The organism is Methylobacterium sp. E-016 (assembly GCF_022829745.1).
Classification (GTDB): Bacteria; Pseudomonadota; Alphaproteobacteria; order Rhizobiales; family Beijerinckiaceae; genus Methylobacterium.
Genome location: NZ_JAKSYF010000040.1, coordinates 87,996 through 99,745, shown reverse-complemented (window position 1 = coordinate 99,745; position 11,750 = coordinate 87,996). Strand labels below are relative to the sequence as shown.

The window sequence follows — 11,750 nt, the reverse complement described above, 5'->3', positions numbered from 1 at the left end:
CTTCCGGGCCAGCGATCGACAGCCGGTCAGCGCAGCAGGGCCGATTTCTCGACCTGGAGGGCGGCGGCGATCTCGTCGAGCGCCTTGTGCTCGACCTCGCTGATGCCGCCGAAATCGGCGACGTCGGCGGCGATCAGGAAGATGTCCTGGCGCTGGTCGAGCGGCCGGTCGGCGATGGCCGCGACGTGGCGCAGGTTCTCGATCCGCCCGGCGCGGGTCTTGGCGCGGGCGATGCCCTCGTACAGCTCCTGCTCGATCCGCAGGGTGTCGTAGGATTTCTGGAGGATCGGGTTGGCGCGCATGCCCGAGATCGCCGACTCGACCTCCTCCTCGTCGACGTCGCCGTCGGCGATCGTCACGTTGGCCGCGGCCGAGACCGCGGCAGCAAGAAACAGGCCGTCGCCGGCATAGGACATGATCGTCCGGCCGAACCGCAGAATGGCGTCCTGGAAGATGCTCATTGCCTACCTCGCACTCGCCTGACTCACGGGAAATGCCCGTTCGGAGTCAAGCGTTTCCCGCCCGCGACCGGGCCGCATCCTCGAACGATCCGTCCGTCACGCCGTCGCATGGTCAACAGCAGCGAAATCCGCTGGTGTTGCCGACACCGAACCGCGCGTTCTCCCGATGGCGGAAGAACTCGATCTCGGTCATCGGCGCCTGATCGGGATGCGTCCGCGCGACGTGGGCGGCGTAGGCCGCGTAATCGCCCTGCCCCACCATCAGGCGCGCGCCGTCGCAGACGCACTTGGACAGGGCCTTCCAACGGTCGCGCAGGTTCTGCGAAGCGGCCTCCATCGGCTCTACTCCGCCGCGACGATGCGGGCTTCGCTCTCCAGGGCCGTCCAGCGGTCGGTGCGCAGCGCCTTGACGCAGGCGGCGATGCCGAAGCCGGCGATCGCCACGACGAGGCCGATGAACAGCCCGGCGAGCACCGCGTCGATCCGGTCGTTCAGCACGATCTGACCCATCTGGCCGAGGTCCTTGGCCGGCGCCAGCACCTTGCCTTCCGCCAGCGCGCCCGCGTAGCGCTCGGTATGGGCGAGGAACCCGATCTTCGGGTCGGCGAAGAAGATCTTCTGCCAGCCCGCGGTGAGGGTGCAGATGCACAGCCACGCGGTCGGGATGATCGTCACGAACGCATAGCGCTCGCGCTTCATCTTGAAGATCACCACCGTGCACAGCGTCAGCGCCACGGCGGCCAGCATCTGGTTCGAGATGCCGAACAGCGGCCACAGCGTGTTGATGCCGCCGAGCGGGTCGGTCACGCCCTGGTAGAGGAAGTAGCCCCAGGCGCCGACCGCGATGGCCGTCGCCAGGATGCTCGGCACCCAGGCGTTGGTCTGCTTGAACGACGGCACCGCCAGTCCGACCAGGTCCTGCACCATGAAGCGGCAGGCGCGGGTCCCCGCATCGACCGCGGTGAGGATGAACAGCGCCTCGAACAGGATCGCGAAGTGATACCAGAACGCCATCATCGCCTTGCCGCCGATGGCGCTGGAGATGATGTGCGCCATGCCGACGGCGAGGGTCGGCGCGCCGCCGGCCCGCGCGACGATGGTGCGCTCGCCGACGTCGCTGGCGGTCTGGGCGATCACCTCGGGCGTGGTCGGGAAGCCGAGCTTCGTCACCGCGGCGGCGGCGGTCTCCGGCGTCGTGCCGAGGAGCGCGACCGGCGCGTTCATCGTGAAGTACACGCCCGGATCGATGACGGTGGCCGAGACCAGCGCCATCACCGCGACGAAGCTCTCCATCAGCATGCCGCCGTAGCCGATGAAGCGCGCATCCGCCTCGCTGGCGATCAGCTTCGGCGTGGTGCCCGAGGCGATCAGCGCGTGGAAGCCCGAGACCGAGCCGCAGGCGATCGTGATGAACAGGAACGGGAAGAGCTGGCCCGCCCAGACCGGCCCGGTGCCGTCCACGAACTTGGTCACCGCCGGCATCTGCATGTGCGGGGCGACGAAGGCGATGCCCAGCGCGAGGCCGACGATCGTGCCGATCTTCAGGAAGGTCGAGAGGTAGTCGCGCGGGGCCAGCAGGAGCCAGACCGGCAGGATCGAGGCGACGAAGCCGTAGCCGATCAGCATCCAGCAGAGCTGCGTCCCGGTGAAGGTGAAGGCCGGGCCCCAGACCGGGCTGTCGGCGATCGCGCCGCCGCCGAAGATCGCCGCCATCAGCAGGACGAAGCCGAGGATCGAGACCTCGCCGATGCGGCCGGGGCGGATGTAGCGGGTGTAGACGCCCATCAGCATCGCGATCGGGATCGTCGACATCACGGTGAAGGTGCCCCACGGGCTCTCGGCCAGCGCCTTGACGACGATGAGCGCGAGCACCGCCAGCAGGATCACCATGATCAGGAACGTGCCGAACAGCGCGATGATGCCCGGGACGGTGCCGAGCTCGGTGCGGATCAGCTCGCCGAGCGAGCGCCCGTCGCGCCGCATCGAGACGAACAGGACCATGAAGTCCTGCACCGCGCCGGCGAGCACGACGCCGGCGAGGATCCAGAGCAGGCCGGGCAGGTAGCCCATCTGCGCGGCCAGCACCGGGCCGACGAGGGGGCCGGCACCGGCGATCGCCGCGAAGTGGTGGCCGAACAGGACGCTCTTGTTCGTCGGGACGTAGTCGAGCCCGTCGTTGTGGAGGACGGCCGGCGTCTCGCGCTTGGGATCGAGCCGCATCACCTTCTCGGCGATGAACAGCGCGTAGTAGCGATAGGCGATGAGGTAGACGCAGACCGCCGCGACGACGAGCCAGAGCGCGTTCACCGCTTCGCCGCGCTCGACGGCGACGATGGCGAGCGCCGCCGCCCCCAACGCACCGACCAGGGCCCAGGGGCCATGCCTACCGATCGCGCCCATCGTTCCACTCCCGAAGCCGGCACTCGGGGGCCGACGATCCCGCGCGTGATGCCGCAATTTTGGATTGAGGAAAATCCCCATCGCGGCAGCGAGTGGACAACCGCGCGGCGTTGTCGCGATCCGCTTCGCATCGTCGGCGCCGCGGTTTGACGCTGCGGTGCGCGATACCTAGACCGCTCCAGCAGCACACGAGACGGAGACGGATGATGGCGAAGGTCGCGTTCCTGGGGCTCGGCGTCATGGGCGCCCCGATGGCCGGACACCTGGTCAAGAAGGGCCACTCGGTCACCGTCTACAACCGCACGGCCGCCAAGGCCGAGGCGTGGGTGGCGGCCAACGGCGGCGCGCATGCGCCGACGCCGCGCGAGGCTTCCGAGGGCGCCGAGATCGTCTTCGCCTGCGTCGGCAACGATGACGACCTGCGCGGCGTCGTGCTCGGTCCGGACGGCGCGCTCGCCGGCATGGAGGCCGGTGCGATCTTCGTCGATCACACCACCGCCTCGGCCGAGGTGGCCCGCGAGCTTGCCGAGGCCGCGACCGCGAAGGGGCTGGGCTTCATCGACGCCCCGGTCTCCGGCGGCCAGGCCGGCGCCGAGAACGGCATGCTCACCGTGATGTGCGGCGGCGGCCAGGGCTGCTACGACAAGGTCGAGAGCGCGATCGGCGCCTATGCGCGCGCCTGCCGGCTGATGGGGCCGGTCGGGGCGGGCCAGCTCACCAAGATGGTCAATCAGATCTGCATCGCCGGCCTCGTCCAGGGGCTGTCCGAGGGCGTGCACTTCGCCAAGAAGGCGGGGCTCGACGTGGAGGCGGTGCTCTCCGTGATCTCGAAGGGGGCCGCCGGCTCCTGGCAGATGGAGAACCGCGGCTCGACCATGAACGCGGGGAAGTTCGACTTCGGCTTCGCCGTCGACTGGATGCGCAAGGACCTCGGCATCCTGCTCGACGAAGCGCGCCGCAACGGCGCCAAGCTCCCGGTCTCGGCCCTCGTCGACCAGTTCTACGCCGACGTCCAGGCCATGGGCGGCAACCGCTGGGACACGTCGAGCCTCGTCGCGCGCCTGGAGCGCTGAGATCCCTCAGGCGATTTCCGCCATCGCCGCCTCGGGCGCCAGCCAGCGCCACTCCGCTCCCATCTGGTGGCGGAACCAGGTGAACTGGCGCTTGGCGTAGCGGCGGGTGTCGGCCTGCCCGCGCACGATCGCCTCCTCCAGCCCGATCGCGCCGTCGAGATGCGCGATCAGGCCGGGCACCCCGTGGGCGCGCATCACCGGCAGCAGCGGGTCGAGGCGGCGCTCGCGCAGCGCCGCGACCTCGTCGAGGGCGCCACGCTGCATCATCATGCGGAAGCGCGCGTCGATGCGGGCGCGCAGCAGCTCGCGCTCGGGCGCCAGGAAGATCTTCAGCAGCCTTCGCCCCGCGAGCGGACCGGGCACGCGTGGCCCGTGGAACGCGGCGATCGGCCGGCCGGTGGCGGCGAGGATCTCGAGCGCGCGCATGACCCGGGCGCGGTCGCTCGGCCGCAACAGGGCGGCGCCGGCGGGGTCGCGTTCGGCGAGATCGACGTGCAGCGCCTCGGTCGGGCGGCCCTCGCTCTCGGAGCGGATCGCGGCGCGCACGGCCTCCGGCACCGGCGGGAGGTCGGACAGGCCCTCCTCCAGGCTGCGGAAGTACAGCCCGGTTCCGCCGACGAAGACGGGCAGTCGCCCGTCGAGACCGGCCAGCAGCGACGCGGCGTCCCGCGCGAAATGCCCGGCGGAGTAGTTTACCGCCCCGTCGACATGCCCATAGAGGCGATGCGCGACGCTTGCCTCCTCCGCCCGATCCGGTCGCGCCGAGAGGATGCGCAGGTCGGCGTAGACCTGCATCGAGTCGGTGTTGACGACGATCCCGCCGTGACGGAGCGCCAGCGCCGTCGCGAGCGCCGACTTGCCCGACGCGGTCGGCCCTGCAATGAGGATCGCCTCCGGCCGCCCTTGCGACGACGCACTTGAAAGCGGCAACACGAAATCGTCGGCTCCGATGACCCTTGTCGCGACCCTGATAGCAAACGAGGCCCGCCCCGCCATCACCGATGCGGTGCTGGCCGAGGCGCGCCTGGTTCTCGCGACCGAGCATCAGCCGCGCATCCTGCACGGCGAGGTCGCCGCCGAGTTGCTGGTGCCGGGGGCTGCGGTCGCCGCGCCGGCCTTCACCGCGCGGTTGCGGACGGCGCTCGCGGGCGAGCCGATCGACGTCGCGGTGCTGCCGGCGGACGCCCACCGGCGCAGACGCCTGTTCCTCGCCGATATGGACTCGACCATGATCGAGCAGGAATGCATCGACGAGCTCGCCGACACGATCGGCCTGAAGCAGCAGGTCTCGGCGATCACCGAGCGCGCGATGCGCGGCGAGATCGCCTTCGAGCCCGCTCTGCGCCAGCGCGTCGCCCTGCTTCGCGACGTGTCGGCCGGCGTCGTCGACGCGCTGATCCGCGACCGGCTGACCCTGACGCCGGGCGGTCGCACGCTCGTGCACACGATGAAGGCGCACGGCGCACGCACCTGCCTGGTGTCGGGCGGCTTCACGCTGTTCACCGGGCCGATCGCCGAAGCGCTCGGCTTCGACGAGCATCACGCCAACCGGCTCGGGCTCTCGGACGGACGCCTGACCGGCCTGGTGGACGACCCCATCGTCGGGCGTGCCGAGAAGCGCGCGACGCTGATCGCGCTCCGCGATGGCCTCGGACTGGACGTAGCGGAGACGATGGCGGTCGGCGACGGGGCCAACGACCTCGACATGCTCGGCGAAGCGGGCCTCGGCGTGGCGTTTCGCGCGAAGCCGGCTGTGGCCGCCGCGGCGCGCGCCCGGATCGAGCACGGCGACCTGAGCGCGCTGCTCTACCTGCAGGGCTACATGGCGAGCGAGTTCGTCGCCTGACCGCCGTCAGTGCAGGCTGCGGACGAGCGCGACGACCGCGCCGAGGATCGCGACCGTCTGGAACCCGATCATCCCGAACATCCACTTGATGATGTCGGACTTCGCCGTCGCGATGTCCACGCGGGTTGCTCGACGCAGGGCATCGATGTCCGCCTTCGTCGAGAAGCGCAGCGCATCGATGTCATGTCGGACCGCGACGATGTCGGCCTGCGTCGTCACGCGGAACGCTTCGATGTCGTGCCGGACATCCGCGATGTCGGTCTTGGTCGGAATGCCGCTGGCGAACACCTCGGACATGGCGTCCGCTATCCCCTCCGCCTGCTCCGGCGTGAGGTGAGCCTTCTCGCGCAGGTTGCGCGCGAACTTCAACGTATCGAAGGCAATGGCGTTCACGGGGGCGGCCGGCTCGCGCGCGGGCATCCGCAGGATGCGAAGGGTGACGGGTTCGGTCCTTGCAGGCAAGGTATCCGCCGGCTTTCGTCCGCCACCAAAGAGAACGCCGCCGCCCGGATCGGGCGGCGGCGTCGGTTCGTGCCGTTATCTTGGCGAAAAGGTCAGTCCAGGCCGATCGCCACGAACCGGACGTCGCCGGTCGCGCTGGCGACCAGCAGAAGCACCGACTTGCGGGAATCCTTGCGAAGAGCCTCGACGCGCTTGGTCACGTCGGCCGGCGTGTTGACCGCCTCCTGCCCGACCTCGACGATGACTTCGCCCGGCTGGATGCGCTTGTCGGCCGCGGTCGAGTTCGGGTCGACGCGGGTGACGACCACGCCCTTCACGCCGTCCTTGATGCTGTACTTCCGGCGAAGCTCGTCGGTGAGGCCCGAGAGGTTGAGGCCGAGCGCCTGACGCGTGGCGCTCTCAGCCTCGGGCTGGCGGAGGTTGGCGAGCTGCGGCTTGTCGCTGTCCTCGAGACGACCGAGCGTCACGGCCTTGGTGCTTTCCTCGCCCTTCCGGACGACGACGACGTCGACCTTCTGCCCGACCGGGGTCGAGGCGACGATGCGCGGCAGGTCGCTCGAGGCCTTCACCGCCGTGCCGTTGAACTTGACGATCACGTCGCCGACCTCGAGGCCCGAGGTCTTGGCCGGCCCCTTCTCGTCGACGCCGGCGATCAGCGCGCCCTTGGCGCCCCCCTTCAGCCCGAGCGCTTCGGCGGTGGCGTCGTCCACGTTCTGGATGCGCACGCCGAGCCAGCCGCGACGGACCTCGCCGAACTCGCGGAGCTGGTCGATCACCGGCTTGGCCGAGCTTGACGGAACCGCGAAGCCGATGCCGACGGAGCCGCCGGTCGGCGACAGGATCGCCGTGTTGATGCCGATCACCTCGCCGTCCATGTTGAACAACGGGCCGCCCGAATTGCCCTTGTTGATGGCCGCATCGGTCTGCAGGTAGTTGTCGTAGGGACCGGACTCGATGTTGCGGCCGCGCGCCGAGACGATGCCGGCCGACACCGAGCCGCCGAGGCCGAACGGGTTGCCGATCGCGATGACCCAGTCGCCGGCGCGCATCTTGTCCGAATCGCCGAACGGCACCGCCTTCAGCGGGCGCTCCGCCGTCGGCTTCACGCGCAGCACGGCGAGGTCGATCTTGGAATCCTTGCCGATGATCTCGGCCTTCAGCTTCGTGCCGTCGTGCAGGATCACCTGGATGTCGTTGGCGTCGCCGATGACGTGGTTGTTCGTCACCACGATCCCGGACGCGTCGATGATGAAGCCGGAGCCGAGCGAGCTCGACTTGCGCTGCTGGCGCGGGTTGTCGCTCTCGCCGCGCTGCTCCGGGCCGCCGCGCCCGCCACGCTTGTTGAAGAATTCCTCGAACAGGTCCTCGAACGGGGTCCCGGGCGGCAGCTGCGGGCCGGCGCGGTTGCCGGGGCGCGCTTCGACGGTGGTCGACGCCGAGATGTTGACCACCGCGTCGTCGACCTTCTCCGCGAGGTCGGCGAGCGAATCCGGCCCCTTGGCATAGGCCGGCATCGCCACGGACGAGGATGCGATCAGGATCGCGGCGGCGACGGACCGCGCGGAGCGGCGGAACCGGGCGAGGGGATGCGCGGACGCGCTCGCGGCGGGGTGCATGATCGACCTCTTCAAGAACGCGTTTCCGGTGCTGTCGGGTGCCGCCGACTGGCGGCTAGCGGTTCGATGGCCGCCTTAAGATCGGCGGCGGCCCGCCCCCGTTCAAGGGCGGGCCGCCTGCGTCATGGTCAGCGTGCCGGGCCGGTCGAGCCGGTCGTCGCCGCCGGATCGGACCCGCGCGGCGCCCCGCCCTGCGCCGCCTTGCCCTGCGGATCGCTGAAGTAGCGGAAGAAGTCCGAGTTCGGGCTCATCACCAGCCGGGTCTCGTTCCCCTTCAGCCCGGTCTCGTAGGCCTGCATCGAGCGGTAGAAGCTGAAGAAGCTCGCATCCTTCCCGAAGGCCTCCGCGAGGATGCGGTTCTTGTCCGCGTCGCCCTGGCCGCGCAGCTTCTCCGCCGTCTGGGTCGCGTCGGCGAGGATCACGGTCACGTCCCGGTCGGCCTTCGCCTTGATCGTCGCGGCGATCTGGTCGCCGTTGGCGCGGATGTCGGCGGCCTCGCGCTCGCGCTCCGTCTTCATCCGGCGATAGACCGCGACGCTGTTCTGGGCGGGCAGGTCGACGCGGGTCATCCGCAGGTCGACGATCTGCACGCCGAGCGCCTTGGCCTCCCGGTTCACGTCCTCCTGGATCTGGTTCATCAGGCGGGTGCGCTCGGTCTTGACGATGGCGTCGCGTGTCGAGCGCGCCAGGACGTTGCGCAGGGACGAGTTGGTGAAGCTCGCGAGGCGCTGGTTGGCCAGCGCGACGTTGTTCACCGACTGGTAGAACCGCAGCGGATCGACGATCCGGTAGCGGGCGAAGGCGTCGACCTCGAGGTTCTGCCGGTCGGCGGTCAGGAGCGTCTGCACCGGCAGGTCGAGGTCGAGGACGCGCTTGTCAAACAGCACCACGTTCTCGACGAAGGGCAGCTTGAAGTAGAGCCCGGGCTTGTCCTCGCCGGTCTGGTTCAGGACGGCGCGGACGCGGCCGAACTGAAGCACCAGCGCTTGCTGCATCTGCCCGACGGTGAAGACCGAGGCATAGAAGGCGAGTGCGAGGGCGGCGGCGACGACCGCCGAGCCCGTGCGGATGGCCTGTGCGTTCATCGGGCCGCTCCATTGGTCTGCGCCGGGGCGGGGGTGCGGGACCCGAACTCGGCCAGCGGCAGCACCGGCACGACGCCCGCGGCACCGGTCGCGCCGGAGCCGGCGACGCCCTGATCGATGATCACCTTGTTCACGGAGCCGAGCACCTTCTCCATCGTCTCCAGGAAGATCCGCTCGCGGCTGATCGCCGGGGCGGTCTTGTAGGAGGCATAGACCTCGTCGAAGCGCGCGGCCTGCCCCGTCGCGTCGGCGGTCGCCTTGGTCTTGTAGGCTTCCGCCGCCTGGACGATCTGCGAGGCACGGCCGCGGGCCTGCGGGACCTCGCGGCTGGCATAGGTCTTGGCCTCGTTCTGCGCCGTGTCGGCGTCCTGCTGGGCCGCGTTCACGTCGATGAAGGCGGGCCGGACTTCCGGCGGCGGGTTGACGCTGACGAGCTGCACCACCTCGATGCGCACGCCGGCGCCGTACTCGTCGAGCGCGTTCTGGGTGATCTCCTTGACCTCCTGCGCGACGCTCGACTGCTCGTTCGTCAGGATCGCCTGGATGTTGCGGCGGCCGACCACCTCGCGCATCGCGCTCTCGGCGATCGCCTTGATCGTGCCTTCCGGGTTCTGGAGATTGAACACGTAGTCCGAGGCCTTGAGCGGGTTCACGCGCCACTGCACCTCGAAGTCGAGGTCGACGATGTTCTCGTCACCCGTCAGCATCAGGCTCTCGTCCGGCATGTCGCGCGAGCGCGCCTGGGTTCCGCCGCCGGAGCGGAAGCCGACCTGGATCGAGTTCACCTGGCCGACGTTCGGCTTGATCACGCCGCCGACCGGATAGGGAAAGTTGTAGCGCAGACCCTCGCCCTTGGAGCCGACGTAGCGCCCGAAGATCGTCTCGATGCCGACCTGGTTGGGGGCGACGGTGTAGAAGCCGGTCGCGAGCCAGAGGCCCACCGCCAAGGCGCCGATCACCACGAAGCTCTTGCCGCCGCCGAGCGAGCCGCCCGGCATCACGCCGCGCAAGCGGTCCTGGCCGCGGCGCAGAAGATCCTCGAGATTGGGCGGTGTCTTGCCGCCACCGCCACCGCCGCTGCCCCAGGGGCCGCCGCCATTGCCGCCGCCGCCACGACCCCAGGGACCTCCCCCGCCGCCACTGCCGCCGCTCTGATTGCTCCAAGGCATGCTAGCCGTCTTCTCCTGCCTGCTGCGGGATTGCCCGCGCGCCAACGGTTCGAACCGCCCGAACGGCCCGCGACCGTGTCCAAACCTGCCCGTATGAGGCAGCCACCGGAACGAGCGGAGGCCTACGCACCTGCGAGGGACCGTCGCCTGCTGTCAAGGCAAGCAGGTGGGCATCGGCGCCGCCTTTGGCAACCGCGACCGGACGCCCCTCCACATCCGAGGGAAATCGTGGTTTTCACGGGATGCGTTCGAGGTCCACGAACGTGTAGGCGTGCTCGTCGTGCGGACCGGCCGGATGCGCCTCGCGGAAGGTCTCGCGAAACAGGGTCCGGTCGAAGGCGGGGAAGCGCGTATCGCCGTCCGGGCTCGCCGCGACCTCGGTCAGCCTGAGGGCGTCGGCATGGGGGAGCGCGAGCCGGTAGATCTCGGCGCCGCCGACCACCATCAGCTCCTCGGCCGCCGCGGCCGCCAGCGCCTGCGACCAATCGTGAACCGTCTCGATCCCGTCGGCCGCGAAGGCGGGATCGCGGGTCATGACCAGCGTGCGGCGACCCGGCAGGGGGCGGCCGATCGAGGCGTAGGTCTTGCGCCCCATCAGCATCGGCTTGCCCATGGTCACCGCCTTGAACCGTTTCAGGTCGCCGCGCAGGTGCCACGCGAGCCCGTTGTCCCGGCCGATCACGCCGTTCTCGGCCAAGGCTACCACCAAGGTGATCTTGACCGGCCGCATACCGGCCCCGTGCGTCGGGGACGGCATCAGACGGCCACCGGCGCGCGGATGGCGGGATGGGGCTCGTAGCCCTCGATCGCGATGTCCTCGTAGCGGAAGGCGAACAGGTCGCGGACCTCCGGGTTGAGGCGCAGCGTCGGCAGCGGCCGCGGTGCGCGCGTGAGCTGGAGGCGCGCCTGGTCGAGGTGATTCCGGTAGAGATGCGCGTCACCGAAGCTGTGGACGAAATCGCCGGGGCGCAGCCCGGTGACCTGCGCGATCATCGCGGTCAGCAGGGCGTAGCTCGCGATGTTGAACGGCACGCCGAGGAAGGCGTCGGCCGAGCGCTGGTAGAGCTGGCACGAGAGCCGCCCGTCGGCGACGTAGAACTGGAACAGGCAGTGGCACGGCGCCAGCGCCATCCGGTCGAGGTCGGCCGGGTTCCAGGCCGAGACGATGAGACGGCGCGAATCGGGATTGCGGCGGATCTCGTCGACGACCCAGGCGATCTGGTCGACGGTGCCGCCGCCGGGCTTCTCCCAGGAGCGCCACTGCTTGCCGTAGACCGGGCCGAGATCGCCCTGCGCGTCGGCCCACTCGTCCCAGATCGTCACGCCGTTGGCGCGCAGCGCGCCGACATTGGTGTCGCCGGTGAGGAACCACAGCAGCTCGTGGATGATCGAGCGCAGGTGCAGCTGCTTGGTGGTGACCAGGGGAAAGCCCCGGCCGAGATCGAACCGCATCTGGTGGCCGAACACCGAGAGGGTGCCGGTGCCGGTGCGGTCTTCCTTGGCGCAGCCCTCGTCGAGGATGCGGGTGAGCAGCTGGTGATACGCGTCCATCGTCCGACTTCCTGCCCGCGTTCGCGGGCGTTGCCAAGAGCGGGTCGCGGGCGGAGGACCGACGGCGCGCGTGCGGCTTCGCGGGAC

General features: G+C 69.9%; 12 protein-coding genes. 2 read left to right on the top strand and 10 right to left on the bottom strand.

Annotated elements, in window-relative coordinates; translation table 11 throughout:
• Positions 1-26: 26 nt before the first annotated feature.
• The 3 genes from MKK68_RS02980 to MKK68_RS02970 form a co-directional block, all read right to left on the bottom strand.
• Positions 27-461 carry a tellurite resistance TerB family protein gene (locus tag MKK68_RS02980; protein ID WP_147844056.1) on the bottom strand — a complete coding sequence of 145 codons (435 nt, stop codon included), beginning with the start codon at positions 459-461 and terminating at the stop codon, positions 27-29.
• 112 nt (positions 462-573) lie between these two features.
• A complete protein-coding gene (locus MKK68_RS02975; protein ID WP_147844055.1) occupies positions 574-798 on the bottom strand; it encodes a YbdD/YjiX family protein in 225 nt (74 codons plus the stop codon).
• A gap of 5 nt (positions 799-803) precedes the next feature.
• Complete coding sequence (locus tag MKK68_RS02970; protein ID WP_244028588.1) at positions 804-2,861, bottom strand: carbon starvation CstA family protein; 2,058 nt, start codon at positions 2,859-2,861, stop codon at positions 804-806.
• Between the two features lie 206 nt (positions 2,862-3,067).
• On the opposite strand from MKK68_RS02970, the gene MKK68_RS02965 reads away from it, so the two are divergent.
• On the top strand, positions 3,068-3,934 hold the full coding sequence (locus MKK68_RS02965; protein ID WP_147844058.1) for an NAD(P)-dependent oxidoreductase: 867 nt from the start codon (positions 3,068-3,070) through the stop codon (positions 3,932-3,934).
• 6 nt (positions 3,935-3,940) lie between these two features.
• On the opposite strand, the gene miaA is transcribed toward MKK68_RS02965, so the two are convergent.
• Positions 3,941-4,864: a tRNA (adenosine(37)-N6)-dimethylallyltransferase MiaA gene (miaA, locus tag MKK68_RS02960; protein WP_244028586.1), complete on the bottom strand. Its 924-nt coding sequence runs from the start codon at positions 4,862-4,864 to the stop codon at positions 3,941-3,943.
• Positions 4,865-4,883: 19 nt separating this feature from the next.
• Between miaA and serB the strand changes: the two genes are divergently transcribed.
• Positions 4,884-5,780 carry a phosphoserine phosphatase SerB gene (gene serB / locus MKK68_RS02955; RefSeq protein ID WP_243946208.1) on the top strand — a complete coding sequence of 299 codons (897 nt, stop codon included), beginning with the start codon at positions 4,884-4,886 and terminating at the stop codon, positions 5,778-5,780.
• A 6-nt stretch (positions 5,781-5,786) separates the two neighbouring features.
• On the opposite strand, the gene MKK68_RS02950 is transcribed toward serB, so the two are convergent.
• The 6 genes from MKK68_RS02950 to MKK68_RS02925 all read right to left on the bottom strand — a co-directional run bounded on the left by MKK68_RS02950 (position 5,787) and on the right by MKK68_RS02925 (position 11,663).
• Positions 5,787-6,200 (bottom strand): DUF1640 domain-containing protein, encoded by a 414-nt coding sequence (locus MKK68_RS02950; RefSeq protein WP_279605176.1) that lies wholly within the window; start codon positions 6,198-6,200, stop codon positions 5,787-5,789.
• A 134-nt stretch (positions 6,201-6,334) separates the two neighbouring features.
• Positions 6,335-7,858, bottom strand: coding sequence for a Do family serine endopeptidase (locus MKK68_RS02945; RefSeq protein ID WP_244028655.1), 1,524 nt, complete (start codon positions 7,856-7,858; stop codon positions 6,335-6,337).
• Between the two features lie 128 nt (positions 7,859-7,986).
• On the bottom strand, positions 7,987-8,943 hold the full coding sequence (hflC, locus tag MKK68_RS02940) for a protease modulator HflC (protein WP_244028584.1): 957 nt from the start codon (positions 8,941-8,943) through the stop codon (positions 7,987-7,989).
• On the bottom strand, positions 8,940-10,112 hold the full coding sequence (gene hflK, locus MKK68_RS02935) for an FtsH protease activity modulator HflK (protein ID WP_147728693.1): 1,173 nt from the start codon (positions 10,110-10,112) through the stop codon (positions 8,940-8,942). Before hflK ends, hflC begins: the two co-directional genes overlap by 4 nt.
• A gap of 235 nt (positions 10,113-10,347) precedes the next feature.
• Positions 10,348-10,869: a dihydrofolate reductase gene (locus MKK68_RS02930; RefSeq protein WP_409567146.1), complete on the bottom strand. Its 522-nt coding sequence runs from the start codon at positions 10,867-10,869 to the stop codon at positions 10,348-10,350.
• Complete coding sequence (locus MKK68_RS02925; protein WP_243936391.1) at positions 10,869-11,663, bottom strand: thymidylate synthase; 795 nt, start codon at positions 11,661-11,663, stop codon at positions 10,869-10,871. Before MKK68_RS02925 ends, MKK68_RS02930 begins: the two co-directional genes overlap by 1 nt.
• Positions 11,664-11,750: the final 87 nt, after the last annotated feature.